Origin of the sequence: Pseudomonas sp. (genome assembly GCF_030690725.1) — a bacterium.
In the GTDB taxonomy this organism is placed as follows: Bacteria; Pseudomonadota; Gammaproteobacteria; order Pseudomonadales; family Pseudomonadaceae; genus Aquipseudomonas.
This window is the reverse complement of record NZ_JAUYGD010000054.1, coordinates 14,018-39,426: the sequence shown is the minus strand read 5'-3', so window position 1 is coordinate 39,426 and position 25,409 is coordinate 14,018. Positions and strand designations below refer to the sequence as shown.

21 protein-coding genes are annotated in these 25,409 nt (G+C 58.9%); 19 read left to right on the top strand and 2 right to left on the bottom strand.

What is annotated here, in order from left to right:
* Positions 1–138: 138 nt before the first annotated feature.
* From glnE to Q8O69_RS13805, 15 genes are all read left to right on the top strand, one after another.
* Complete coding sequence (gene glnE, locus Q8O69_RS13875; RefSeq protein ID WP_305592901.1) at positions 139–3,087, top strand: bifunctional [glutamate--ammonia ligase]-adenylyl-L-tyrosine phosphorylase/[glutamate--ammonia-ligase] adenylyltransferase; 2,949 nt, start codon at positions 139–141, stop codon at positions 3,085–3,087.
* Positions 3,088–3,172: 85 nt separating this feature from the next.
* The gene (gene ilvE / locus Q8O69_RS13870) at positions 3,173–4,096 is read left to right on the top strand and encodes a branched-chain-amino-acid transaminase (protein WP_090249834.1); all 924 of its coding nucleotides are present in this window, start codon (positions 3,173–3,175) and stop codon (positions 4,094–4,096) included.
* A 199-nt stretch (positions 4,097–4,295) separates the two neighbouring features.
* Positions 4,296–5,330 (top strand): lipopolysaccharide heptosyltransferase II, encoded by a 1,035-nt coding sequence (waaF, locus tag Q8O69_RS13865; protein WP_305592900.1) that lies wholly within the window; start codon positions 4,296–4,298, stop codon positions 5,328–5,330.
* Between the two features lies 1 nt (position 5,331).
* Entirely contained in the window at positions 5,332–6,333 is a 1,002-nt protein-coding gene (gene waaC, locus Q8O69_RS13860; protein ID WP_305592899.1) for a lipopolysaccharide heptosyltransferase I, read from the top strand.
* The gene (locus Q8O69_RS13855; RefSeq protein WP_305592898.1) at positions 6,333–7,454 is read left to right on the top strand and encodes a glycosyltransferase family 4 protein; all 1,122 of its coding nucleotides are present in this window, start codon (positions 6,333–6,335) and stop codon (positions 7,452–7,454) included. Before waaC ends, Q8O69_RS13855 begins: the two co-directional genes overlap by 1 nt.
* A complete protein-coding gene (rfaP, locus tag Q8O69_RS13850) occupies positions 7,451–8,257 on the top strand; it encodes a lipopolysaccharide core heptose(I) kinase RfaP (RefSeq protein ID WP_305592897.1) in 807 nt (268 codons plus the stop codon). Before Q8O69_RS13855 ends, rfaP begins: the two co-directional genes overlap by 4 nt.
* Positions 8,258–9,223 carry a glycosyltransferase family 9 protein gene (locus Q8O69_RS13845; RefSeq protein WP_305592896.1) on the top strand — a complete coding sequence of 322 codons (966 nt, stop codon included), beginning with the start codon at positions 8,258–8,260 and terminating at the stop codon, positions 9,221–9,223.
* Positions 9,220–9,954, top strand: a complete 735-nt coding sequence (locus Q8O69_RS13840; RefSeq protein WP_305592895.1) for a lipopolysaccharide kinase InaA family protein — start codon at positions 9,220–9,222, stop codon at positions 9,952–9,954. The genes Q8O69_RS13845 and Q8O69_RS13840 overlap by 4 nt, the downstream gene beginning before the upstream one ends.
* Positions 9,951–10,697 (top strand): lipopolysaccharide kinase InaA family protein, encoded by a 747-nt coding sequence (locus tag Q8O69_RS13835; protein WP_305592894.1) that lies wholly within the window; start codon positions 9,951–9,953, stop codon positions 10,695–10,697. Before Q8O69_RS13840 ends, Q8O69_RS13835 begins: the two co-directional genes overlap by 4 nt.
* Positions 10,694–12,154: a lipopolysaccharide kinase InaA family protein gene (locus tag Q8O69_RS13830; protein ID WP_305592893.1), complete on the top strand. Its 1,461-nt coding sequence runs from the start codon at positions 10,694–10,696 to the stop codon at positions 12,152–12,154. The genes Q8O69_RS13835 and Q8O69_RS13830 overlap by 4 nt, the downstream gene beginning before the upstream one ends.
* Positions 12,155–12,168: 14 nt before the next feature.
* A complete protein-coding gene (locus Q8O69_RS13825) occupies positions 12,169–13,923 on the top strand; it encodes a carbamoyltransferase (RefSeq protein WP_305592892.1) in 1,755 nt (584 codons plus the stop codon).
* On the top strand, positions 13,910–15,040 hold the full coding sequence (locus Q8O69_RS13820; protein ID WP_305592891.1) for a glycosyltransferase: 1,131 nt from the start codon (positions 13,910–13,912) through the stop codon (positions 15,038–15,040). Before Q8O69_RS13825 ends, Q8O69_RS13820 begins: the two co-directional genes overlap by 14 nt.
* Positions 15,040–16,080 (top strand): hypothetical protein, encoded by a 1,041-nt coding sequence (locus Q8O69_RS13815; RefSeq protein ID WP_305592890.1) that lies wholly within the window; start codon positions 15,040–15,042, stop codon positions 16,078–16,080. Before Q8O69_RS13820 ends, Q8O69_RS13815 begins: the two co-directional genes overlap by 1 nt.
* A 121-nt stretch (positions 16,081–16,201) precedes the next feature.
* Positions 16,202–17,164, top strand: a complete 963-nt coding sequence (locus Q8O69_RS13810; protein ID WP_305592889.1) for a glycosyltransferase — start codon at positions 16,202–16,204, stop codon at positions 17,162–17,164.
* Between the two features lie 29 nt (positions 17,165–17,193).
* The gene (locus tag Q8O69_RS13805) at positions 17,194–18,291 is read left to right on the top strand and encodes a glycosyltransferase (RefSeq protein WP_305592888.1); all 1,098 of its coding nucleotides are present in this window, start codon (positions 17,194–17,196) and stop codon (positions 18,289–18,291) included.
* Here the strand turns inward: Q8O69_RS13805 and Q8O69_RS13800 are convergent.
* A complete protein-coding gene (locus Q8O69_RS13800) occupies positions 18,288–18,899 on the bottom strand; it encodes a toluene tolerance protein (RefSeq protein ID WP_305592887.1) in 612 nt (203 codons plus the stop codon). The two genes, Q8O69_RS13805 and Q8O69_RS13800, sit on opposite strands and share 4 nt — an antisense overlap.
* Before the next feature lie 12 nt (positions 18,900–18,911).
* Complete coding sequence (locus tag Q8O69_RS13795) at positions 18,912–19,988, bottom strand: hypothetical protein (RefSeq protein WP_371136139.1); 1,077 nt, start codon at positions 19,986–19,988, stop codon at positions 18,912–18,914.
* Between the two features lie 103 nt (positions 19,989–20,091).
* Between Q8O69_RS13795 and Q8O69_RS13790 the strand changes: the two genes are divergently transcribed.
* The 4 genes from Q8O69_RS13790 to Q8O69_RS13775 are packed head-to-tail and all read left to right on the top strand — an operon-like array spanning position 20,092 to position 25,390.
* Positions 20,092–21,249 carry an O-antigen ligase gene (locus Q8O69_RS13790; RefSeq protein WP_305592885.1) on the top strand — a complete coding sequence of 386 codons (1,158 nt, stop codon included), beginning with the start codon at positions 20,092–20,094 and terminating at the stop codon, positions 21,247–21,249.
* Positions 21,250–21,252: 3 nt separating this feature from the next.
* The gene (msbA, locus tag Q8O69_RS13785) at positions 21,253–23,091 is read left to right on the top strand and encodes a lipid A export permease/ATP-binding protein MsbA (protein WP_305592884.1); all 1,839 of its coding nucleotides are present in this window, start codon (positions 21,253–21,255) and stop codon (positions 23,089–23,091) included.
* Entirely contained in the window at positions 23,091–23,987 is an 897-nt protein-coding gene (locus Q8O69_RS13780) for a GNAT family N-acetyltransferase (protein WP_305592883.1), read from the top strand. Before msbA ends, Q8O69_RS13780 begins: the two co-directional genes overlap by 1 nt.
* A gap of 2 nt (positions 23,988–23,989) precedes the next feature.
* Positions 23,990–25,390 carry a PIG-L deacetylase family protein gene (locus Q8O69_RS13775; RefSeq protein ID WP_305592882.1) on the top strand — a complete coding sequence of 467 codons (1,401 nt, stop codon included), beginning with the start codon at positions 23,990–23,992 and terminating at the stop codon, positions 25,388–25,390.
* Positions 25,391–25,409 lie beyond the last annotated feature (19 nt).

Below are 25,409 nucleotides of genomic sequence, written 5' to 3'. Positions count from 1 at the left end.
GACGCCGATTTCAGCCTTTTGGATACAATCTTTGGTAGTAAAACTACAATTATTTTTCTGCCAGTGATTCGACCCGCTCTAGCGTGGGTGGTGCCATCCATGGTCGCTGCACTGGCAGGCCGCTAAAAAGGATAGACCATGAGCCTGCCCGCGCTGGCCTCTTTGCCTGCTGCCTTGTCCCCCCTCGCACTGCGCGCCGAACAGTCCCTGCAGCACGCATTTGCCGGGCTCTCCAGTGAGGTGGCCGCGGCTTTCGCAGGTTGGCCGAACGAGCGACTGGAGGCGTTGCAGCGGGTGGGCGCCGCCAGTGATTTCGTGGTGCAGCAGGGCCTGCGCGACCCGCAGATGCTGCTCGATCTGGCCGCCAGTGGTGAGCTGGAACGCAGCCTGGCGGCGGGCGAGTTGCGCGGCCAATTGGCCCAGGCGCTGGACGAATGCGCTGACGACGACGAGCTGGGGCGGCGCTTGCGGCGTTACCGCAACCGCCAGCAATTGCGCATTATCTGGCGCGATATCAGTCGTCAGGCGGATTTGATCGAAACCTGTCGCGACCTTTCCGACCTGGCCGATGCCTGTATCGATCTGGCTTATCAGTGGCTCTATCCACGCCATTGCACGCAGTTCGGCACGCCCATCGGCCGACGCAGCGGCCAGGCACAGCACATGGTCATCCTCGGCATGGGCAAACTGGGCGCCCATGAGCTGAATCTGTCCTCGGACATCGACCTGATCTTTGGCTACCCCGAAGGCGGCGAAACTGAAGGGGTGAAACGCCCGCTGGATAATCAGGAATTCTTTATCCGTCTCGGCCAGAAACTGATCAAGGCGCTGGACGTGATCACCGTCGACGGCTTCGTCTTCCGCACCGATATGCGCCTGCGCCCATACGGCTCTTCCGGATCGCTGGTGTTCAGCTTCAACGCGCTGGAGCAGTACTACCAGGACCAGGGCCGCGACTGGGAACGCTACGCGATGATCAAGGCACGGGTGGTCGGTGGCGATCAGGCTGCTGGCGCGCAGCTGTTGGAGATGCTGCGGCCCTTCGTATATCGGCGTTATCTGGATTTCTCGGCGATTGAAGCGTTGCGCGCGATGAAGCAGCTGATTCAGCAGGAAGTGCGGCGCAAGGGCATGGCCGAGAACATCAAGCTGGGTTCTGGCGGCATTCGCGAGGTGGAGTTTATTGCTCAGGCCTTCCAGCTGATTCACGGCGGTCGCGACCTCAGCCTGCAGCAGCGCTCGCTGTTCGCCGTACTGAATACCCTGCGCGATCAGGGTTACCTGCCGCCGGCGGTGACCGATGAGTTGCGCGATGGTTATGCCTTCCTGCGGTATGCCGAGCATGCGCTGCAGGCTATCGATGACCGGCAGACGCAGATGCTTCCGGACACCGATCAGGACCGTGCGCGTGTGGCCTTTATCATGGGCTTCGACAGTTGGCAGGCGTTCCACGAGCAGCTGATGCACTGGCGTGGCCGAGTGGACTGGCACTTCCGCCAGGTGATCGCCGATCCCGATGAAGAGGAAGGTGGCGAGCCGGTCGAAGAGGCCGTGGGCTGCGAGTGGTTGCCGCTCTGGGAGGATGTGCAGGACGAAGAGGCCGCGTGCCGACAGCTGGCCGAGGCCGGTTTTGCCGAGCCGCAATCGGCCTGGCAGCGTCTGGCGGGGCTGCGCAACGGCAATCAGGTGCGTGCCATGCAGCGTCTCGGCCGCGAGCGTCTGGATGCCTTTATTCCGCGCCTGCTTGCGCAAGCGGTGGAGCATGAAAATCCCGACCTAGTGCTGGAGCGCGTGCTGCCGCTGATCGAAGCCGTGGCGCGGCGTTCGGCCTATCTGGTGCTGCTCACCGAGAACCCCAGCGCCCTGCAGCGTCTGTTGACCCTGTGCGCTGCCAGCCCGTGGATTGCCGAGCAGATCACCCGCTTCCCACTGTTGCTCGATGAGCTACTTAATGAAGGGCGGCTGTTCAAGCCGCCGCTGGCCCCCGAGTTGGCCGCCGAGCTGCGCGAGCGCTTGATGCGTATTCCCGAGGAAGATTTGGAGCAGCAAATGGAGGCGCTGCGCCACTTCAAGCTGGCGCATCGCCTGCGCGTCGCCGCCTCGGAAATTGCTGGCACTCTGCCGTTGATGAAGGTCAGCGACTACCTGACCTGGCTGGCCGAGGCGATTCTCGACCAGGTGCTGGCCCTGGCCTGGCGCCATACGGTGAGCAAATACGGCGCGCCGCGGCGCCCTGACGGCAGCATCTGTGACCCGGATTTCGTTATCGTCGGCTATGGCAAGGTTGGCGGCATCGAGCTGGGGCATGGCTCTGACCTTGATCTGGTGTTTATCCACGACGGCGACCCGCATGCGGAAACCGATGGTGAAAAATCCATCGATGGCGCGCAGTTCTTCAATCGCCTGGGCCAGCGCATCATTCATTTGCTGACCACCCAGACCAACTCCGGCCAGCTCTACGAAGTCGATATGCGTCTGCGGCCTTCCGGCGCGGCGGGCCTGCTGGTCAGCTCGCTGGGCGCCTTCGAGCGCTACCAACAGGGCGAGGCTTGGACCTGGGAGCACCAGGCGCTGGTGCGGGCGCGGGTGCTGGTCGGTTGTGCACGGGTTGGCAAGGCGTTCGAGGCGGTGCGTGCCGGGGTGTTGGGGCGTGAGCGCGACCTAGGCACCTTGCGTAGCGAGGTCAGCGAGATGCGCGCGAAGATGCGCGACAACCTCGGTAGCAAGGCCACGGCGGCCGGCACCGCGGCGAATGCCTTCGAGGCCACGGCGCCGTTCGACCTCAAGCAGGACGCCGGAGGTATCGTCGATATTGAATTTATGGTGCAATACGCGGCCCTGGCCTGGTCGTGCCAGTACCCGGAATTGCTTGAGTTCACTGACAATATTCGCATTCTGGAAGGGCTGGAGCGGGTCGGCTTGCTACCGGGCGAAGATGCCCGTTTGCTGCAGGATATTTACAAGGCCTACCGCTCGGCGGCCCACCGCCAGGCCCTGCAAAAGCAGCCTGGGGTGGTCAGCGGTGAGCAGTTTGCCGATGAGCGGCGCACGGTGATGCGCATCTGGCAGGAACTGGGCTTGAGCTGAAGTAGGCTGAGCTGAATTTGAGGATGTCGGGCACCCAGGGTGGCCGGCCAATGTTGTACCAATCGAGTTTGAGGAGCAGGCAACTATGTCGATGGCCGATCGTGATGGCGTGATCTGGTATGACGGCGAGCTGGTGCCGTGGCGCAACGCGACCACCCACGTGCTGACCCATACCCTGCACTACGGCATGGGCGTGTTTGAAGGCGTGCGCGCCTACAATACCCCGCAAGGCACGGCGATTTTCCGCCTGCAAGCGCACACCGACCGCCTGTTCGACTCGGCCCACATCATGGGCATGAAGATTCCGTTCAGCAAAGACGAAATCAACGAAGCCACCCGCGCCGCCGTGCGTGAGAACAACCTGGAAAGCGCTTACATCCGCCCGATGGTGTTCTACGGATCTGAAGCCATGGGCCTGCGCGCCAGTGGCCTGAAAACCCAGGTGATCGTCGCGGCCTGGAGCTGGGGCGCCTATATGGGCGACGAAGCCCTGCAGGTTGGCATCAAGGTGCGTACCAGCTCCTTTACCCGCCACCACGTCAACATCTCGATGACCCGCGCCAAGGCCAACGGCAACTACATCAACTCGATGCTGGCCCTGCAGGAAGCCATCTCCGGTGGCGCCGACGAGGCCATGTTGCTGGACCCGGAAGGCTACGTGGCCGAAGGCTCGGGCGAGAATATCTTCCTGGTCAAGAACGGCGTGATCTACACCCCAGAAGTGACCTCCTGCCTGAACGGCATCACCCGCAATACCATTCTGACCCTGGCCGCCGAGCATGGCCTGGAAGTGGTCGAGAAGCGCATCACCCGCGATGAGGTGTATATCGCCGATGAAGCCTTCTTTACCGGCACCGCCGCCGAAGTCACGCCGATTCGCGAAGTCGATGGCCGGCAGATCGGCGCAGGCCGCCGCGGGCCTATCACCGAGAAGCTGCAAACCGCCTATTTCGACCTGGTGACCGGTAAAACCGATGCCCACGCAGAATGGCGTACATTGGTTAAATAAGGCCTGAATTAGGTAAAGCGAGGGAGGCGATCAGGCTGTTTGGAAGCGTCGCGAGCGACGGCGAGGCAAGGCAAAAACTGGCGAGTGGCGGAGTTGACTCTAGTCAATGAGCAAGCGAGTCAGTTTTTAACGCAGCACCGCCGAGCTCAGTAGCTTCCAAGCAGTCTGATAAGCCTCCCCGGTCGTTTCTGGAATAGGCATGAAAATACTGATCGTAGGCCCCAGCTGGGTGGGTGACATGGTGATGGCGCAGACGCTGTTCCAGTGTCTGCAACAGCGTCATCCCGGTTGCGTAATCGATGTGCTGGCCCCCGAGTGGAGTCGGCCGATTCTCGAACGTATGCCCGAAGTGCGTCAGGCTTTGAGCTTTCCGCTCGGTCACGGCGTGCTGGAATTGGCCACGCGGCGCAAGATCGGCAAGTCCCTGGCCGGCCAATACGACCAGGCGATTCTCCTGCCCAACTCGCTGAAGTCCGCGTTGGTACCGTATTTTGCCGGTATCCCCAAGCGCACCGGCTGGAAGGGTGAGCTGCGCTACGGCCTGCTCAACGATATCCGCACGCTTGATAAAGAACGCTACCCGCTGATGATCGAGCGCTTTATGGCGCTGGCCTTCGAGCCAGGTGCCGCGCTGCCGCAGCCTTATCCACGCCCCGCCTTGCAGATCGACGCACAGAGCCGCGACACCGCCCTGGCCAAGTTTGGTCTGACCCTGGATCGCCCGGTGCTGGCGCTGTGCCCAGGGGCTGAGTTTGGTGAAGCCAAGCGCTGGCCGAGCGAGCATTACGCCAAGGTCGCCGAGCTGAAGATCCGCGCCGGCTGGCAGGTGTGGATTTTCGGCTCGAAGAATGATCACCCTGTTGGCGAGGACATTCGCAGCCGGCTGATTCCCGGCCTGCGCGAAGAGGCGGTGAACCTGGCCGGCGAAACCAGCCTGGCTGAAGCCATCGATTTGCTGTCTTGCGCCAGCGCCGTGGTGTCCAACGACTCTGGCCTGATGCATGTGGCGGCAGCGCTGAATCGTCCGCTGGTAGCGGTCTACGGCTCGACCTCGCCGGGCTTTACCCCGCCGCTGGCCGAGCAGGTGGAAATCGTCCGCCTGGGCCTGGAATGCAGCCCGTGCTTCGACCGCACCTGCCGTTTCGGCCACTACAACTGCCTGGGCCAGCTCAAGCCGCGCCCGGTGATCGAGGCGCTGGATCGCCTGGTCAGCGACCCGGTCGAGGTTGAATAGCTTGCGGGTACTGTTGATCAAGACTTCTTCGCTGGGCGATGTGGTACACACCCTGCCGGCGCTCACTGATGCGGCGCGGGCGATTCCCGGTATTCAGTTCGACTGGGTGGTGGAGGAGGGGTTTGCCGAAATCCCCGCCTGGCACCCGGCCGTGGCGCAGGTGATTCCGGTGGCCATCCGCCGCTGGCGCAAGCACCTTTGGCAAACTTTCAAGAACGGTGAGTGGAAGCGCTTTAAGCAGCGTCTCGGCGAAACCAGATATGACTTGGTGATCGATGCCCAAGGCCTGCTGAAAAGTGCCTGGCTGACCCGTTACGTCAAAGCGCCAATCGCTGGTCTGGATCGCGACTCAGCGCGTGAGCCGCTGGCCAGTCGCTTCTATGATCACGGCTATGCCGTGCCGCGCGAACAGCACGCCCTTGAGCGCACCCGCCAGTTATTCGCCCAGGCGCTGGGCTATGCACTGCCTGCTGGCGTCGGCGACTACGGCCTCAATCGCGCGCAACTGGCGGATCAGTCGCCGCAACCCTATTTGCTGTTTCTGCACGGCACCACCTGGCCAAGCAAGCATTGGCCGGAAGCCGACTGGCGTGCGCTGGCCGAGCAGATGAGCGCGCAAGGCTGGGCGGTGCGCCTGCCCTGGGGCAATGAAGCCGAGAAGGCTCGTGCCGAACGGATTGCCACAGGCATTGAAAACGCTGCAGTGCTGCCCAAATTAAATCTTGCAGGCGTGGCCAAGGTCATCGCCGGAGCCAGCGCCTGCGTGGCGGTGGATACCGGTCTCGGCCATCTGGCCGCTGCGCTGGATGTGCCAAGTATTTCCCTGTACGGCCCGACCCTGCCGGGGCGCGTGGGGGCCTATGGCCGCGGTCAGGTGCACCTGTGCGCCACGGGGCCGAATGCTGGTTCGGGTGATCGACACAAAGCCTGTTTCGACGGTCTGGATGCCGAGCGTGTCGCCACACAATTGCAGGCCCTGTTGCTGGCCGAGGACGTTGTCTGATGCAGCTCGCGTTTATCCTCTACAAATACTTCCCCTTCGGTGGCCTGCAGCGCGACTTTATGCGTATCGCCCTGGAGTGCCAGGCGCGCGGTCATGCCATTCGCGTCTACACGCCGATCTGGGAAGGTGAAGTGCCTGCGGGCTTTGAGGTGGTGGTGGTGCCAGTCAAGGCACTGTTCAACCACAAGCGCAATGAAAAGCTCACCGCCTGGGTCGAGGCCGACCTGGCCAAGCGTCCGGTGGATCGGCTGATCGGCTTCAACAAAATGCCCGGCCTGGACGTCTACTACGCCGCCGATGGCTGCTATGAAGACAAGGCGCAGACCCTGCGCGCGCCGATCTACAAACGCTGGGGGCGTTACAAGCACTTTGCCGATTACGAGCGGGCGGTATTCGCCCCCGAATCGAAGACCGAGATTCTGATGATCTCCGAAGTGCAGCAGCCGCTGTTTATCAAGCATTACCACACCCCGCTGCAGCGCTTTCACCTGCTGCCGCCGGGCATCGCCGCAGACCGCCGCGCGCCGGCCAATGCCGCTGAGATTCGCGCCGAGTTTCGTGCTGAATTCAAGCTGGCGGATAACGACCTGCTGCTGGTGCAGATCGGCTCAGGTTTTAAGACCAAGGGCTTGGATCGCAGCCTGAAAGCCCTGGCCGCCTTGCCGCGCGAATTGAAGCAGCGCACCCGACTGATCGCCATTGGTCAGGACGATCCGCGTTCCTTTCAGCTGCAGGCCAAGGCCTTGGGTGTTTCCGACCAAGTGCAGATTCTCAAGGGCCGCAGCGATATTCCGCGTTTTCTGCTCGGTGCCGATCTGCTGATTCACCCGGCTTACAACGAAAACACCGGCACCGTGCTGCTGGAGGCGCTGGTCTCCGGCTTGCCGGTGTTGGTGACGGACGTTTGCGGCTATGCCCACTACATTGCCGAGGCGGATGCCGGGCGGGTGCTGAGTGGGCCGTTCGAGCAGGAGCGCCTTAACCATCTGCTCGCCGATATGCTCGCCAACGATCAACGCCGTGCGTTCTGGTCACGCAATGGTCTGGCCTATGCCGACAGCGCCGATCTGTATTCCATGCCGCAGCATGCGGCCGACATCATCCTGGCGGCGCGTCCATGAAACTGGTACTGGCTGAACCCTTTAAAACCTTGTGGACTGGGCGTGATGCCTTTGCTGCTGTCGAAGCGTTGCAGGGGCAGGTCTACCGCGAGCTGGAAGGCCGCCGCACACTGCGCACTGAAGTCGACGGGCGCGGTTACTTCGTCAAGATCCACCGCGGCATTGGCTGGGGCGAGATCGTCAAGAACCTGCTTACTGCCAAGCTGCCGGTGCTCGGTGCGCGCCAGGAGTGGCAGGCCATTCAGCGTCTTACTGACGTTGGCGTGGCGACCATGACCGCCGTGGCCTACGGTGAGCGCGGCAGCAATCCGGCGGCGCAACATTCCTTTATCGTTACCGAAGAACTGGCGCCGACCACCGACCTTGAGCAGCTGAGCCTGAACTGGGCGCAGCAACCGCCCGAGCCAAGGCTGAAGTGGGCGCTGATCAAGGAAGTGGCGAACATGGTTGGCAGCATGCACCGCGCCGGGGTCAATCACCGCGACTGCTACATCTGCCACTTCCTGCTGCACACCGACAAGCCGGTCACCGCCGACGATTTCCGCTTGTCAGTGATTGACCTGCACCGCGCCCAGGTGCGCAATCAGCTGCCGTTGCGCTGGCGCAACAAGGACTTGGCCGCGCTGTACTTCTCCGTACTGGATATCGGCCTGACCCGGCGCGACAAACTGCGCTTTCTGCGTGGTTATTTTCAACAACCCTTGCGGCAAATCCTTCAGGAAGAAGGTCGTCTGCTCGCTTGGCTGGAATCCAAGGCGGCTAAATTGTACGGCCGCAAACAGCGTTATGGAGATCGACTGTAGATGTCGGAGAAGAAGGCGTTGATCGGCCCGGGAGTGAGGGTTGCACTGGTTCCATGTCCTGCGTTGGGCGATACCACGCTGTTCTTGCGCCTTGCCTGGCGTCTCCAGGCTACGGGTGCGAAGGTCACCTTGGCTTCAGTATCGTTGTCATCAGTGAGCGAGTACCTACCTGGGCTGGACATTCTAGGGGGCACGCCGGATGTGCCTGCACTGGCGGGCTGTAACGATTTGGTTATCTGTGCGATTGATTGGTACGTCGATGTCCCACTGAGAAATGTGGCTTACCTCGCCGGTAAGAAGCTTCCCGTCAAGCTCAGGTCCGAGCCGCCGCCTGTATGGCTTGATGATTGCCGCATTGAAGGGGCGCACAACGTGATTTGTCGCGACCCGAAAGCCGGCAAGACCATGGTGCAGTGGATCGATCTGTACGCTGAAGAGATCCTCGGGCTTGATCTATCCACGCCTATTGCGGGGTTACAGGTTCCGCCCAGTGAAACCGGCGCGGAGATGCGACGTGTGGCCATTTTTCCGACCACGCCGCATGCCAGTAAGAATTTCTCAACGTCTGGGTTTCGCCGCCTTGCTCGCCATTTGGTTGCCAGGGGCTGGCAGGTCGAGTTCGTCGGTATTCCGGCTGAGCAGCAAGCCTTGAGGGCGCAATACCCAGGCCATCATGTGCATGCATTCAGTGACTTGAAAGGGCTTGTCGACTTTCTGCTGACATGCACCATCGTCATTAGTAATGATTCCGGCGGTGGGCATCTCGGTTCACTGCTGGGGTTGCGGACATTCACCATTACACGCCGGCGTACCGATTTCACCTGGCGCCCTGGCTTCAATGAACTCAATAGCGTGATCAATCCGGTCCTGAGCTTCAAATGGCTGGGTAAAACAGTCTGGCGGCCTTTTATTCCTTGGCGTCGCATCGTCAGTGCGCTTCCTGACTTAAACAGGACGCAGGCATGACAGTGTGGAAACATGACCTGCACGATCCGATTCTGCTCGGTGCTTTCGGAACCCTTGAGGCCGTATTTGCACTTGAAGGTGAGCGTTTGACCTCTGACCCCTTGTCTGAGGTCATTCGTGTGGAGTTCGGCGGGGTGCGTTATTACGTGAAACGCTACTGGGGCGCTGGCAAAGGCCTACGGCGTTACCTTGGTCGTCCTCGGGTTAAAGCGGAGTGGCAGAACCTCAAGTTGTTCGCCAAGTGGGGCATTCCCACAGCGCCGATTATTGCCTATGGGCTTGAGCGCAGAATGGGGGCTTTTGTACGGGGGGCTCTTATCACTCGTGAACTCGAGGGGACGCTTGATCTGGCCGAGATTGCGAATCGGCAGGATGTGCGGTTGACCGACTCTCGTTGGGTCTTGCAGATCAGTCAGCAGTTAGCAGGGGGTACCCGCACGCTGCATGATCACCATTTCACGCACAATGACTTGAAGTGGCGCAATCTGCTGGTCAATCAGCGTGGCGAGCTTTTCTTCATTGACTGCCCAACTGGGACCTTTTGGTGGGGGCCTTTGCTGCGCTACCGCATCATCAAAGATTTGGCGTGTCTGGATAAAGTCGCTAACAAGGTGCTTTCACGCACTCAGCGGTTGCGATTTTATCTTCAATACCGTGGGCGCCAGCGCTTGAATGCTTCCGATAAGAAACGCATCCGCCAAGTCGTTGCGTTTTTTGAGGGCAGGGAATGAGCGACTTTATTGCGGCGCAGGATCGCGCCTTACTTGAGCGGCATGGGCTGACCAGCTTCGAGGCGCTATGGACGCTGCAGTTGGAGGCGGTGGATGAGCCCAATACCGAGCGCGGTGGCTGGAGCAGCGTGTACCGGCTGGATTTGGGTGAGGCGGCGTTTTACCTCAAGCGGCAAAGCAATCACTTGACCCGCAGCATTCTGCATCCGTTCGGCGAGCCCACCTTTGCCCGCGAGTTTCGCAATATTCAACGTTATGCGGCGCTGGGTATTCCTGCGTTGCAGGCAGCATTTTTTGCCGAGCGCAAGTTGCCGGGCGAGCGGCGTGCGGTGCTGCTGACTCGCGCCCTGGATGGTTGGCAGGATCTGGATGCCTGGCTGCCTGGCTGGGCGGCGCTCGAAGAAGCGCGCCGTGCGGCAATTCTTAAGGCCTGTGGTGAGCTGGCGCGGCGCCTGCATCAAGCTGGGCAGATGCATGGCTGCTTTTATCCCAAGCATATTTTCTTGCGCGAGACGGTTGCTGGCTTCGACGCGCAGTTGATTGATCTGGAAAAGACCCGCCCATTGCTGTTCGGTGAGCGCGATCGGGTAAAGGATCTGGAACCGTTGTTGCGCCGCGCCAGTGTGTGGAGTGAGGCGGAGCTCGGCGTGCTGCTGACGGCCTATCTTGGCGAGACGGCGGATCTTGGTCGCTGGAGTGAGCGTCTCGGTGCGCGCCGGCGGAACAAGGAAGCGCGGAGATGAACTTGGCGGAGCTCCGTCAGGTTGGGCGTGCGCCAGCATTGCCGCTGGCCATCGAGTTGGCCGATGCAGCCGGCTCGGCTGAACTGACTCTGCAAAGACTGCTGCGCGTATTGCCCGGGCAGCGCTATGTCGCCCAGGCCGCATGGCGCGGCCGGCCTGTGCTGGCCAAACTGTTGGTTGGTGATAAGGCTGCGCGACACTTTCAGCGCGAGCGTGACGGTGCGCGGCAGCTGGCCGAGCAGGGGCTGAACACACCGGCACTGTTGGCGGATGGGCTGCGTGAGGGTGAGGGCGGCTGGCTGCTGTTCGAGTACTTGGATGACGCAGAGAGCCTGTGGGATGCCTGGCGCGCTGTGGAAGACCAGCCGCTGTTGAGTGCCGATCAGCAGGCGGTGCTGGCCGATGCGCTGGTCAGCATCGCACAGATGCACACCAAGGGGCTGTGGCAGGCCGATCTGCATCTGGACAACCTGCTGCGACATAACGGCCAGCTCTTCGTTATCGACGGAGGTGGTGTGCAGGTCGAAACGGCCGGCCAGCCGCTGTCACGCGACAAGGTGCTGGAAAACCTCGGAGTGTTCTTTGCCCAGCTGCCAGCCGAGTTGGCGCCCTTTATCGAAGAGCTGCTGGTGCATTACCTGCTGGCCAACGCTGAACATGCGTTGCCGCTGGAAGCGTTGCTCAAAGAAGTGGAAAAGGTACGCAAATGGCGTTTGCGCGATTATCTGCGCAAGATCGCCCGTGATTGCAGCCTATTCGCTGCGAAAATCGGTGCGTTTGGCCTGCAGGTGGTGCGTCGCGACAACCAGGCTGAACTGCAACCGCTGCTGAATAACCTGGACCTGCTTACCGAGCAGGGCCATATCTACAAGACTGGTGGTGCGGCCACTGTGGCGCAAGTGCAGCTGCAAGGCCGGCCGTTGGTGGTCAAACGCTATAACGTGAAGAGCGTTGCCCACTGGTTGAAACGCTTCTGGCGGCCCAGCCGCGCCTGGCACAGCTGGGTCGAGGGCAATCGCCTGCAGCTGCTGGGCATTGCCACCCCGCAGCCGTTGGCCGTGCTAGAGCGGCGCTGGTGCTGGTTACGCGGGCGCGCCTACCTGATTACCGAATACTGCGGCGGGCAGGATATAATCGCGCGTTTTCAGGCGTTCCATGATGGATCGCCCCCGGAAGCCGACCTATTGGCACTGGATCGCTTGTTCGCTGCCTTGCTGCGTGAGCGCATCAGCCACGGTGATTTCAAGGGGCACAATCTGTTCTGGGATGAACGCCTGGGTCGTTGGTCGTTGATCGACCTCGACGCCATGCAGCAGCACCGCAGTGCGCGCAGTTTCGCCAGGGCTTATGCCCGCGACCGCGCCCGTTTCCTGCGCAACTGGCCCGACGATTCGGCGCTGCACCAGTTGCTCAACCAACGTATACCGCTGACGCCCGCCGTCGGCTCAGCAGACTAGAAGAGGCAAAACCAGTGGCACTGACCATTCTCGGCCTGTCCGGCGCCCTCAGCCATGACCCCTCCGCCGCCCTGTATATCGACGGCAAGCTGATCGCGGCCGTCGAAGAAGAGCGCTTTGTGCGCGACAAGCACGCGAAGAACCGCATGCCCTACGAATCGGCCAAGTTCTGCCTGGAGCAGGCAGGGATCAAACCGTCTGACGTTGACGTGGTGGCTATTCCGTTTGCCCCGATCAGCATCTTCGAGAAGGCCCGCTGGCAGTACGCCAAGCGCTATTGGTACGCGCCGGACCGCGCCCTCGACGCGATTCTGATGGGTAACCGTCGCTACAAGCGCTATTACAAACATATCCAGTGGTGCCTGCAGCAGCTCGGCTTTGATCTGAAGAAGATCAAGATCGAGCCGGTCGAGCACCACCTGGCCCACGCCGCCAGTGCCTACCACTGCTCGGGTTTTACCGAGAAGACCGCGATCCTCGGCATCGACGGCAAGGGCGAGTACGCCACCACCTTCTTCGGCTACGGCGAGAACGGCAAGATCCACAAGATCAAAGAGTTCTTTGATCCGGATTCCCTCGGTGGCCTGTACGGCGCGATCACCGAATTCCTCGGCTTCGAGATGCTCGACGGCGAGTTCAAGGTGATGGGCATGGCGCCCTATGGCGATGCCAGCAAGTACGATTTCTCGCGCCTGGCCAAGTTCGAAAACGGCGAGCTGATCATCAACACCGAATACGCCAACGTGATCGGCCTGCGCCGCTATAAAGAAAACGGCAAGGGTTTCTACTTCTCCAAGAAGCTGATCGAGTGGCTGGGCCCGAAGCGTCAGGGCGATATCGCCGATGACCCTTACATCCACTATGCCGCCAGCATGCAGGCGCTGTTCGAGAAGCTGGCGCTGCAGATGATGGAGCACTACTTGGGCGACATCATCCGCGAGACCGGCAAGATTGCCTTCGCCGGCGGCTGCGCGCTGAACGTCAAACTGAACCAGAAGATCATCGCCCGCGACGACGTGAAAGAGCTGTTCGTTCAGCCGGCGTCCGGTGACGCCGGTACTGCAGTTGGCGCTGCTGCCTACGTCTCGCACCAGCGCGGCGTGCCGGTGGAGAAGATGGAGCACGTCTACCTCGGTCCGTCCTACTCCAACGAAGATGTGATCGCCGCCTGTGCTCGTCACCCGAGCAAGCCGGTGTTCAAACGGATCGACAACATGCCGCAGCGCATCGCCAAGATCATGGTCGACGCGAATCCAGTGGCCTGGTTCCAGGGCCGTATGGAGTTCGGCCCGCGCGCCCTCGGCGGTCGTTCGATCATAGGCTGCCCGAGCGTGGCGGGCGTGGCCGACCGGATTAACGAACAGATCAAGTTTCGCGAGCGCTGGCGCCCCTTCTGCCCGTCGATGCTCGACACCGTCGGCCCTCAGATGCTCAAGGTCGATCACCCGAGCCCGTTTATGACCTTCACCTTCGAAGTCAACGAAGAGTGGAAGACCCGCGTCGGCGAAGTGGTGCACGAAGATGGCACCTCGCGCGCCCAGGTGCTCAAGCGCGAATACAACCCGCGCTACTACGACATGATGTTGGAACTGGAAAAACTCACCGGCAACGGCGTGTCGCTGAACACCTCGCTCAACCGCCGTGGCGAGCCGATGATCTGCTCGCCGACTGACGCGTTGAACATGTTCTACGGCTCCGACCTGCAGTACCTGATCATGGAAGACATCCTCGTGGTCAAGGATGGCAAGGATTGGTATGACAATGTCTGAGGGCGCTGGGGCAGGTCAGTCGTGGGTTTTGCAGTTCTGCCACGGCTACGACGGCCCCTTCCTCGACTGCGCGCGGCAATACGCCGCGCTCTTTGTCGGTACGCCTTACAAAGTGTGTACGGTCTATCTGACTGGCAAACCGAGTGCAGACGTCGAGCAAGGCTCGGCCTCTGACGAGGTGATTTTTCTCGACTATTCCAGTCGGCAAGTGCGTGGCCTCAAGCTCAAGGCGATCCGCGATCTCAAGCGCATCGCCGCCTCGCGCGACTTCAAATTCTGCATCGCCCATCGTTTCAAACCGATCTACGTCGCCCTGCTGGGCAGCAATTTACCGGTGATCGGCGTGCACCATGCGTTTGGCGACTACAAGCGGCGTACACGTCAGCTGTTCGCCAATCTCTTTCGCAAGCGCCTGGCTTTGCTCGGGGTCTCCAATGCTGTGCGTGATGATATGCGCGCCTGCCTGTCGAACTGGGCGCCCGAACGTATCGAGACGCTGTACAACCGCATCGACGTCGCCGCTGTGCAGGCTGCGCAGGTTTCGCGCGAAGCAGCGCGTGAGCACCTGGGCTTACCTCAGGATGCCTGGGTGGTCGGTAATGTCGGGCGCCTGCACCCGGACAAGGATCAGGCAACCCTGATCCGCGGTTTTGCCGAGGCATTGCCGCAGCTGCCAGAAGGTAGCCTGCTGGCGATTATGGGCAGTGGTCGGCTTGAGGCGCCGTTAAAAGCGCTTGTAAGCGAGTTGGGTGTGGGCGCATCGGTGCGCTTTCTCGGTCAAGTCGCCGATGGTCGCAACTACTTCAAGGCTTTTGATGTATTTGCTCTGGCCTCAGATCACGAGCCATTCGGAATGGTGTTGCTGGAGGCTATGGCGGCCGATGTGCAGGTTCTGGCTACGGATTGTGGCGGGGCGCCTGAAGTGATCGGTGACTCTGGTGCACTGTTCGCATTGGGGGATCACACTGTGCTTGCCGCTCGATTGCGGGCTGCCGCAGTCGGCAGGCTTGGCTCACTAGGCACTGGGCGTGTGCAGGCTGGTTTTACGGATGAGGTCGCCCGCAGCCGTTTCTGGTCATTACCTGGTGTGAGTCGCATCGTGCAGGAGGCAGAGTGATGATCAGTCGTGAACCAAGGCAGCTTGTTTACCTGGTGTATGGGGGTAAACCCGAGTATCACCGGGAGGCCAAGTACAGCATCCTTTCTGCGTTGTATCACGCGCGCGGTGAGTGCCCACGAATTCTGCTTTACACCGATGAGCCGGAACAGTTCAGCGGCTGGCCTGTCGATCTGATCACGCTTGATGCGGCAACCTTGGCCTGTTGGACGGGGCCAGCGGCTTATCTGCATCGGCGTAAGGCTGCTGCTATTCGCGATGCGTTGGCGTACGCCGATCAAAGCATATTCATTGATACGGATACCTTCTTTCTGGCTTCTCCGGTCAAGCTGTTTGAGCGACTCGCGGACTCACCCTGGCTTGTCGATGAAATTGAAGGTGTCTGGAAAGAGTACAAGGGCGATGTGATGTATGACGTCCTGGCGCCTTACCTGGCAGAGCATCACGGTGTCGATCAGCAGATGTTGTTGATTAATTCGGGCGTACTGGGCTTCCAGGGCGAAGCGTCACACCTGATGGATGAGACCCTGGCCTTGATTGATGTATTGCATCCGATGGTTCCCAAAATCCACGTTATCGAGCAGTTTGCCATGGGCATTGCTGCCAGGCATTTGGGCCGTCCGGCACAAGCGCACGGTGTTGTCATGCATTACTTCTCGGGTAAGAACTACTGGCGCCACATGATCGGTGTGTTTTTTCAGCGCTATGGTGATGCATTTTCTGTGCAGGCCGTGCAAGCGGTGCGCGAGGTCCCGACTTGTAAACCCAGGCCTGCCTGGTGGCAGCGTCTTGACTATCGAGTGAGAAGTTTATTTCTCCCCGCCAAAACCCGTTCGCTCGCCAAGCTGGCCTATTACGCAGCTGTGATGCGCGCCGATCCTTATGCTGAAGCCTGTGGTTGCGGATACGCAGAGGAGTTGCGGCGAAAGGCCGTAGCCAAAGGTGAGGCGCTGAGCAATCAGCCCTGGAGTAAAGTGCTCAGCAGCCGGCATAAACAGCGTTTGGCCGAGTTGTTGCAGATACCTGAGGGAACGCTCTAGCTGATTCAGCGACAGGCTCTGCTTCTACCCAATGAGCAGTATCTCTTCTGTATGGATGCTTTTGGACAGCTATTGCGCTGTTCTCGTAAGCGATTCTTAGTACTGTTTTCGAGGTGTGTCAGTGAACGTGCTTTTTCTGGTCCAGGCCGAGCAGCGTGCAATATTGGACAGGCTGTACGAGGGTATTGCGGCGTCATGCGACAGCTGCGACATTCGCTGGCTGAGTAGCGATGAACAGGCCAATCTGAAGCGCTATTTCCGCGAACACGTTGATCTGTCGCGCTACGACAGGGTTCTTTTTTTCCTGCGTTTCAAGAAAGAGATGCGCCAATGGCGCTTTATTCGCACGCTGCCCAACGTAGTGATTCTCGAACATGACGCTTATCAGAACTATATTCCGTGTAAGTACACAGGGAAGTTCAGCGCCCACTACCGGCGTATGCCCTGGGTGCGAATCATCAGTTCTGGTGCTCAAGTCAGCCAGCGCCTAAGCGCTGAGGGCTTCGATGCGGTTTTCGTGCCTAAAGGTTACGACCAGGGCCTGATGACCTATCAAGAGCTGGCGCGTGATATCGAATTGGCATTTGTTGGTAGCACCAAGAGCGTGGCGTATAGCGGGCGCAAGGCGCTGTTGGATGAGTTGGCGTCTGTCGAAAACCTGTTGGTAACCAAGACGCGATCAGGCCAGGAATATAACGACACACTCAACCGTATCCGCTTCTTCGTAAGCGCTGATGTCGGGATGGGTGAATACATGATCAAGAATTTTGAGGCGATGGCCGTGGGTTGCGTATTGCTCGCCTATGACCAGGGCGCTGAAGAGAATACTGCACTGGGTTTTGTTGATATGCAGAACCTTGTGCTTTACCGCGATATTCCTGAGCTCCGCGAGAAGCTCCGCATGTTGCGTGCCGACCCGGAAAAAGCACAGGCGATTGCAGAGGCAGGTAGAGTGCTGGTGGAGCAGCGTTACAGCTTTGCTGCACTCGGGCATGCAATCGCTGAGGCCATGCGCCCTTCATTGCGCGTTCACAGCCGTTTGCCATGGTTTCTTCGTCCGCTGGCCAGGTGGAAGTTGATCTGAGGGCCTGCCGGTCCAATTAAGGAGTGATCGTGAGCGTTCTGAACGTTATGTGGAGCGGTGGTGCAGCCTTCGTCTCCGTGCATAAGGTGCATCGGCAGATTCTCCAGTTGTGTAAACCTGGTGAAGCTATAGAAACGCTGCTATTGCAGTCAGGCAATGCTGAGCCGCTGTCTGACGTTGGGCGCGTCACCTCACTCGACCTTTCCTCGGCACGAATCAAAGGTGCAGGGCTACTAGGGGCGCTGCAGCGTGTACTGGATCGACGGCGATTGGCCAAGCGCTTGGTGCAGCAACCGCCCCGCTTGGTACTTGTCGACGGTATCGGGGTGGCGGAGTTTATTCTCCCCTTGTTGTTAAAGCTCACCTCTACCCGAGTTGTGGTGCTGTTTCATGGTTCGAAACGGCTAAAGGCGGCACATATTGCGCTTTTGAGAGGTTTTCCTTCGGGACGTCTGGATCTGGTTGCAGTTTCGGCCACATTGGCCGCTGAGCTTGAAGAGCAGACCGGGCTTAAGGTGTTGAGCGGGCGTGTGGCGATTGAACCGGCTGCGTTTCGAGCCTCGTTATTGGAGAGAGAGACTGCACTGCGTGCCCTTGGGATTCCGGCAGGCGGTGGGCGAACTATTGGCGCAGTGGGGCGTTTAGTGCCAGAGAAGGGCTTTAGTCTGCTGGTGACCGCTATAGCGGGTTGGCTCCTGAACAATCCCGAGGATCGTCTTGTGATTGTCGGTGAAGGTGTTGAGCGCCAGCATTTGTCAGCTCTTGCTGAAGAGTTGGGCGTGCACAACCAAGTTCATTTGATTGGTCATCATGTTGAAGCGCCGCGACTTTACTCTGCATTTGATCTGATATGCATACCCTCTGAGCAGGAGGGGCTGGGGTTGGTCTTGCCTGAGGCAGTAATTGCAGGCGTGCCGGTTTTGGCGAGCGATTTAGCGGTCTTTCGTGAGCAGCTCAATGGCGCTACAGGACTTTTACTGTCAGCTACTGAGGTGTGGCGGGATGCGCTCAATACTGTGCTGGTGGAAGACCTTGACTCCCTGGCTGATGTGCAGCGTGCTGGTATGGATGCCGAAGGCGTTTGGGTGCGATTCGAAGCTTTTTACCAGCACTTGCTTGCCCGTTAGTCGGCTAAAACTGCTGCCGACAATTCGGCCATTGGAAAACGCCCGGTAATGTCCATTTGCCGCAGCAGTCGGGCGAAGTGCTTGAGGTTGCGGGCCGCCTTGGCTCTTGAAAGAGCCCGACGGTGAAATGCCAGGTCGGCAACATCAATAAGCCCCAAGGTGTTTTGTGGGGTAAGTACGATGTTGCCCAGGTGGAGTGAGCGGAAGTAAATGCCTTTTCTGTGAAGTTCGCGGATAAAGTCACAGAGAGCGGGAAGGCGTGCGATGAAGCTTTCGGGGTCCAGCAGGTAGAGCTCTTTGAGCGTCTGGCCTGGAAGCGGGGTATAAAGAACGGCGCTGAGCTGCTTTTCAGCGAAGGTGTACAATGTTATAGGCGTCAGCGTTGGAATACCTAGCTCTGCCAAGCGCTCTGCGTTTTGATAAAAACGTACGGAGTAAGGTCTGAGTAAGGCCGAAGAAATCAAACGCTTGCGCCGGAAAAGCTTAAGGAAGTTACCGCTGGTGAGGCGGTAAACCTTTGGCCCCAGGCTGTCCTCTTCGAGTACTTCTGCGCCAGCGGTCAGTGTCGCCAGCGCGCTGTCGGTCAGGTGTTTCGTGCTGAGCATCATGTGTCCTTTGCTTTAAACGGCCTGCTTGGCCTTGAGGCGGCCCAGCAGGTGGGCTTGCATGGTGTTGTAGTGGCTACCCGCTAACAGTTTTAACAATGGGTCTGCAAGCCATAGCGTTATTTGTGCGGTACTCAACGGTTTTCCCAGGCGTTCTTCAATATTGACTAATGCCTTATCCCACCAGGCCTCTGCACAGGCGCGATCAAACTCGTTGGAGTAGGTATGACACCCATAAAGCAGCTCACGCAGAAACTGTCGGCGCTCTTGGGCGATTAAAGCGGTCACAGTTTTTTGCCAGCCGCGATAAGGCTGTGGCGGTCGTGGTAGTCGATCATTCACGAGCAGTACATCTGTCATCGCTGCTTTGCTCAGTGGCTCGCGATGATGCTTTGTGTACCACGCTTGGATTTTGGCTCTGAACTGCGCCTTGCGGCTCCAATAGTGGTGTATGAGGTCGGTGCAGGCGTTGAGTTGAAGCTGGCCATGTGCTGCAAGAGCTAAGCTGAGTTCTTCTAATGTGTAGAGCTCAGGTGCCAGTGGGCGCAGGTTATCCATCAGCTTAATGGAGTGTTCGAGAACCCCTTTGTCAGTCGTGGTTAGACCGATTACACCAGAGTTCGTCTGGCGCAAGTTCGTCTCCCAAAGTCCAGTCTGCTTGAGGTAGGTGACTGACTGGCTGGGAAGCGATGGCGATTCTCCGAGAGCGGCTCCGATAGCATTGCAGAGCAGATGACCACCGGTCACGCGCCCGAACAGTGAGTCAGGAGATGTATGGAAAAACGTGTCGGTATCAATCAGTACAGCTTTTTCATACTCACTGAGCACGTTTAGCAGGACGGCATGCTTGATCCTGAAATGGTAGCGGTGAGGGCCGTCCCAGGTAGGGTCTATGGTGCAAATTGTGACGGGGAGCCTCGTGTAAAACTGAGGGTTGTCGGTAAAGACCCTAATCTCAAACTGCCGATCGCTTGCGCAGAGTGCTGAATGGGCGAGTGCGCTGGCTATGCTGAAAACCGCCTCGCGTTGGTAAATGTCTGCGCCGAAGGCGAGATAGACAAGTTGTGGGGTGGCGTTCATTACGTAAGGCATCGAATGTTAGATACGGCATAGAATACCCCTTTTTTAGGTTGAACCGCCCGCTGAGTGCCCTGGGCGTTGGGAGTTGATGTTGAGGATTCAGGCGACAGGAGTAATGCTGCTGATAACCGGTGGTTATTTGTGGTTTCTAATGGGGATTGCGTGGGCCTCTAGCAATAAAATCTATCAGCAAGCACTGGTTGTTTTGCTCTGGCTGCCGGGTTTGCTAGCAGTGATGCTCTTCCATCAGCATTTACTGGGGGTTTGGCGCAGAAACCGGGTGTTTTGCTCGTTTTTATTGCTCTTTTTGACCTGGGCTGCGCTGAGTACCCTGTGGACTGGCGCGGAGGAGCCAGCAAGAGAATTGAAACGCGTGTTTTATGTAGGGGTTTTTCTTGCCTCTTTGGCGTTGTTGTCCTCTCAGCATCCTGAGCGTATCTGGCAAGGTCTGGCGGTGGCCTGTGCAGGCTTGGCACTTGCGTGTGCTGCGAGCATTTACCTTTTTTATATCCGCGATGCACAGCCTCTCAGTGCTCGGCTTGAGGGCATAGGGCAGGTGGGGCATCCGATTCTTGGTGCCTACGTCATGACGCTTGTGGTGATTTGGGGGGCACGGTTCAAGCCGTCTGGTGTTTGGCAGAATTTTCTGTGGGGTGTTCTGATGCTGTTCGCCCTAGCGTTTGTGCTGCTGGGGCAGAGCCGCGGTGCAATGCTTGCATTAATCGCCGGTATTTCTGCCCTGCTTTTACTTCGCGGCGGGCGCTTTGTGTGGATGGGTGGCATCGTAATCGTGGTTATCTGCTGGGTCGGTTTTGAGCTTTTCGCGCCGTTCATTCTCGCGCGCGGTCTGTCGTACCGGCCAGAAATTTTCCAGGCCAGTCTAGACATGGTTATGCAAAATCCCTTTCTCGGGTTGGGAGTCGGTACGGATTATCGCGTTGTGACGTTCAACTATCCCGAGGGCTTCGACCATACGCACAATGGTTTCACCCATGTTGCAGTTGAGCTTGGCTTGCCAGGTGTGCTTTTGTGGATCGGTCTGTGGTTGAGCGCATTTCATATTGCTTGGCAGAATCGTTTTTCCGCCGAAGGGCGGCTGGTATTCGGAACCTTGGTTGTCTCGCTGGCGGCGCTTCAGTTTGATGCGGCCAGTCTATGGGGCACCCCCAGGGCGGAGTGGTTCATAGTCTGGCTTCCCCTGGCCCTCACGCTTGCCCTCATTGCACAGCCGCACAGTGTTAGACTGCGACCCGCCTGTATTGAAGTGAGTTGATTCATGAGTGATGCGAGAAGTGATGCGGTCCAGCCCAGCAGTCTGAAAATCTACTTTCGGCTGCTGGGGTATGTGAAACCCTACATTGGCATGTTTTTGATCAGTATTTTTGGGTTTCTGATCTTCGCTTCAACTCAACCAATGCTTGGCTACATCTTGAAGTTTTTCGTGGATGGTCTTGGCGATTCGAATGTCGGGCTTTTCGCCGGCATACCCTGGATGCAAGAGCATGCGCCATGGCTTGCAGAGCTCAAACTGCTCCAGGCGGTTCCCCTGCTTATCGTTCTTATTGCTCTTTGGCAGGGTATTGGTTCATTTCTCGGTAACTTCTACCTTGCCAAAGTTTCCATGGGCTTGGTTCAAGATATGCGTATTGCGCTATTCAACAATCTTCTTACGCTGCCCAATCGTTATTTTGATAGCCACAACTCAGGTCACCTGATATCCAGACTTACTTACAACGTGACCATGGTCACTGGTGCTGCCACGGATGCGATCAAGGTAGTGGTGCGTGAGGGGATGACGGTTGTCTTCCTTTTTGCAACCTTGTTATGGATGAACTGGAAGCTCACGCTGGTGATGGTTGCGATACTGCCAATCATCGGATTGATGGTGTCTAGCACTAGTAAGAAATTTCGTAAGCAAAGTAAGAAAATTCAAGTTGCGATGGGGGATGTTACCCATGTGGCTTCGGAAACAATTCAGGGTTATCGAGTCGTGCGCAGCTTTGGTGGTGAGAGTTATGAACAACAGCGTTTCCAAACAGCCAGCGAAGATAATCGCCTAAAGCAACTGAAGATGGTTAAAACAGGCGCTATCTACACTCCAAGCCTGCAGCTGGTGATCTATAGCGCCATGGCCGTGTTGATGTTCTTGGTGTTGTTGCTGCGCGGTGAAGCCAGTGCCGGTGATCTAGTGGCTTACATCACGTTGGCAGGGTTGCTGCCCAAGCCAATTCGTCAGCTTTCCGAGGTCAGTTCGACTATCCAAAAAGGTGTGGCTGGCGCTGAGAGTATTTTCGAGCAACTAGATGAGCCGCCTGAGGTTGACCAGGGTACTCAGGAGCGTGAGCGAGTAACGGGTCGTTTGCAGGTCAGCAATCTCAGCTTCCAATATCCGACCAGTGAAAAGCCCGTGCTCAATAATGTTTCCTTTGTTGCCGAACCCGGGCAGATGGTTGCGTTGGTCGGGCGTTCTGGTAGCGGCAAGTCTACGTTGGCGAGCCTGATTCCGCGTTTCTATCACCATGAGCAAGGCCAGATTTTGCTCGATGACTTGGATGTTGAAGACTATACGCTGCGTAACCTGCGTCGCCATATCGCTTTGGTGACCCAGCATGTCACGCTGTTCAATGACACCGTGCGCAATAATATCGCCTATGGCGATCTGGCCGGCGCGCCTCTGGCCACGGTCAAGCGTGCCGCTGAGGATGCATACGCCGCTGAGTTCATCGAAAAAATGCCGCAGGGCTACGACACCCTGGTGGGCGAAAATGGTGTCTTGCTCTCAGGTGGTCAGCGTCAGCGTCTGGCAATAGCGCGTGCGCTGCTTAAAGACGCGCCATTGCTCATTCTTGATGAAGCCACCTCTGCGTTGGACACTGAGTCTGAGCGGCATATTCAGGCTGCACTGGATAAGGTTGTCGAGGGGCGCACCACCATCGTGATCGCCCATCGTTTGAGTACGATCGAGAAGGCTGATCTGATTCTGGTGATGGAGCAGGGTGAAATTGTTGAACGTGGCACCCATAACGAGTTGTTGGCGCTCAATGGCTACTACGCGCGCCTGCATGCCCGAGATTTTGCTGACGATACCGACCTGAGTTCGGAGCCTGATGCCTGATGCTCAGTCATTTACGTGCCTGGCGTGAGCGTGGCTGGACGCCGATTGATGCTGCTGCTTATGCCGCTGCCTGGCAGCGGTTCGGCGGCAGCGTCGCCACCCATCCGCAGGTGATCGAACGTCTGGCAGGGCTGGCCGGTTTGCCGGTGCGTTACCTGGGCTGGTTTGAGCGGGACGAGTTGTGCGCTGCGGTTCCGACCTGGGGGCGGCATCTGGCGCTATCCAAGGATGTGCTGAAACAGCAGGGCAAGCGTGGCCTGTTCGATTTGGGCAATGCCGAGATCATCCTGCCGCTGGCAAGCGACGCGCGTGTGCCGCTGCGCCACAAGGTGCGCTACCTGTCGGCTCTGAATGCCGAGCAGGTGATCGGTCGACGTGAGCAGCCCGAAGGCCTGGCGTTGGCCCGCGAGCCTGAGGAGTACAGCAAGAAGTTTCGCTACAACCAACGCCGCGAGCAGCGCCTGCTGGAAGAGGCGGGTGGTGTTATTCGGCCGATGCTGGAGTTGTCCGCTGTCGAGCAGGCGGTGATTTATGCCGATCTGTTTCAGCGCCGCTGGGGCTTCGAAGCGACCGGTAAGACGCATTTGGCCGAGGTGTTCAGCCTGATGCGCGACTTTATGACGGGCTCGCTGATCTACCTGAACGACCAGCCAGTGGCGACTCAGGTGCTCTACCGCGTCGAGGCGCCGCAATGGGTTAGTTTGGAATACATCAACGGTGGTGTGGACCCGCAAAACCGCGAGTTCAGTCCTGGCAGCGTGCTGAGTTTTATCAACACCCAAACAGCCTGGGCTGAAGCGCGGGCGCTCGGTAAGCCGCTGCGTTATTCCTTTGGCCGTGCCGACCGCGAATACAAAGACCGCTGGTGCAATCGCATGCCGGTTTATCAGGTCTGATTATGTCTGGACGCAAGCAAATCCTACTTAAGCAGCATCGTCGGCAAAAGCGCATTGCGCTGTTGGTGGCGCTGGTGCTGTTGTGTCTGCTCGGTGTGTTTGCCGCCTGGTGGTGGATGCCATTGCTTCTGCTGGTGGGCTGGGTGGCCCATGAGGCCTGGTTTGCCGATCACCTGTTTTATGCGCCAAACGATGACTACAGCTATGTATTTGCAACGGATGTGCCCGCTCTTGCTGGGCGTATTGAGGCGGGCTGCCTGCGCTTGGATGGCGATATTGGCGCTGCCGATACCCTGGTTTTGCAGGTGCAGCTCAAGGCGAGCTGGCTGGGGCGTTGGTTGGACCCCTATGTGCTGATCGGCACTGACCGTCAGGATTTCGAGCGGGGCGTGAACGGCCGTCGCTACCTCAACCTGTCCGGTCAGCAGGATGCGTTGGCCTGTGGCGCGCTGCAGCTGCGTGGCCGCTTCTGTCGCATTGAACCGGCCGTCACCCTATTTGCCCTAAGCAATCCGGATTATGCCGAGCAGCGCCTAATGGTGATTGCGCCGCATGCCGACGACGCCGAGCTGGCGGCGTTTGGCCTGTATAGCCGTGCGCGCGATGTCAGTATCGTGACCCTGACCCAGGGCGAAATCGAGGCTGATGCCTATCAGGCGCTGACGCTGGACAAAGCCGCCGCCGCCCGACTCAAGGGGCGCCTGCGTGCGTGGGGCAGCCTGGCCGTTCCACTCTGGGGCGGTGTGCCGCAGAGCCAGTGCCTGCAGCTGGGTTATTACTGTCTGCAGTTGCCCGCGATGCAGGCGCAACCCGAGGCAGCTTTTGCTTCGCGCGAGTCGGGTGAGGGCGATATTCGCAGCGTGCGTGCGGCCAATTCAATCGCACTGCCTGGCGACATTGATGGCCTGCCTAGCTGGCGCAATCTGCTGGCCGATTTAGTGGCGGCGCTTGAGCACTTCCAGCCTGAGGTGGTAGTCACGCCGCACCCGCAGCTGGACCCGCACAGCGACCATGTGGCCAGTACCCAGGCGCTGCTAGAGGCGATTGAGTTGAGCCGCTGGAAGCCGAAAACCCTGTTGCTGTATGCCAACCATCTGCACGACAACGACCGCTGGCCAATGGGCCCCGCAGGCTTTGGCATTGCACTGCCGCCAGCTATTGAAGCGCTGCCGGCGGATGGCCTATGGAGCCCGTATCTGGATACTGCACGGCAGCTGGATAAGGCCATGGCCTTGGCCATGCAACACGATCTACAAGGCGCATTGCCGCTTAAACGACGCATCCGCCGGCTGATCCAGCGCCTGCTGGTCGGGCGGCGCTGGCCGGCGACCGGCGAAGATGAATTCTTCCGCAAGGCTGTGCGTCGCCACGAACTGTTCTGGGTGCGTACGCTCGGCGGTTGACCTGCGTATTTACCTGCCA

Excerpts from the sequence above, each read along its gene's own strand:
- glnE (WP_305592901.1), top strand. The coding sequence starts at position 139 with ATGAGCCTGCCCGCGCTGGCCTCTTTGCCTGCTGCCTTGTCCCCCCTC.
- ilvE (WP_090249834.1), top strand. The coding sequence starts at position 3,173 with ATGTCGATGGCCGATCGTGATGGCGTGATCTGGTATGACGGCGAGCTG.
- waaF (WP_305592900.1), top strand. The coding sequence starts at position 4,296 with ATGAAAATACTGATCGTAGGCCCCAGCTGGGTGGGTGACATGGTGATG.
- Q8O69_RS13855 (WP_305592898.1), top strand. The coding sequence starts at position 6,333 with ATGCAGCTCGCGTTTATCCTCTACAAATACTTCCCCTTCGGTGGCCTG.
- rfaP (WP_305592897.1), top strand. The coding sequence starts at position 7,451 with ATGAAACTGGTACTGGCTGAACCCTTTAAAACCTTGTGGACTGGGCGT.
- Q8O69_RS13845 (WP_305592896.1), top strand. The coding sequence starts at position 8,258 with ATGTCGGAGAAGAAGGCGTTGATCGGCCCGGGAGTGAGGGTTGCACTG.
- Q8O69_RS13840 (WP_305592895.1), top strand. The coding sequence starts at position 9,220 with ATGACAGTGTGGAAACATGACCTGCACGATCCGATTCTGCTCGGTGCT.
- Q8O69_RS13835 (WP_305592894.1), top strand. The coding sequence starts at position 9,951 with ATGAGCGACTTTATTGCGGCGCAGGATCGCGCCTTACTTGAGCGGCAT.
- Q8O69_RS13830 (WP_305592893.1), top strand. The coding sequence starts at position 10,694 with ATGAACTTGGCGGAGCTCCGTCAGGTTGGGCGTGCGCCAGCATTGCCG.
- Q8O69_RS13820 (WP_305592891.1), top strand. The coding sequence starts at position 13,910 with ATGACAATGTCTGAGGGCGCTGGGGCAGGTCAGTCGTGGGTTTTGCAG.
- Q8O69_RS13815 (WP_305592890.1), top strand. The coding sequence starts at position 15,040 with ATGATCAGTCGTGAACCAAGGCAGCTTGTTTACCTGGTGTATGGGGGT.
- Q8O69_RS13800 (WP_305592887.1), bottom strand. The coding sequence starts at position 18,899 with ATGATGCTCAGCACGAAACACCTGACCGACAGCGCGCTGGCGACACTG.
- Q8O69_RS13795 (WP_371136139.1), bottom strand. The coding sequence starts at position 19,988 with ATGCCTTACGTAATGAACGCCACCCCACAACTTGTCTATCTCGCCTTC.
- Q8O69_RS13790 (WP_305592885.1), top strand. The coding sequence starts at position 20,092 with ATGCTGCTGATAACCGGTGGTTATTTGTGGTTTCTAATGGGGATTGCG.
- msbA (WP_305592884.1), top strand. The coding sequence starts at position 21,253 with ATGAGTGATGCGAGAAGTGATGCGGTCCAGCCCAGCAGTCTGAAAATC.
- Q8O69_RS13780 (WP_305592883.1), top strand. The coding sequence starts at position 23,091 with ATGCTCAGTCATTTACGTGCCTGGCGTGAGCGTGGCTGGACGCCGATT.
- Q8O69_RS13775 (WP_305592882.1), top strand. The coding sequence starts at position 23,990 with ATGTCTGGACGCAAGCAAATCCTACTTAAGCAGCATCGTCGGCAAAAG.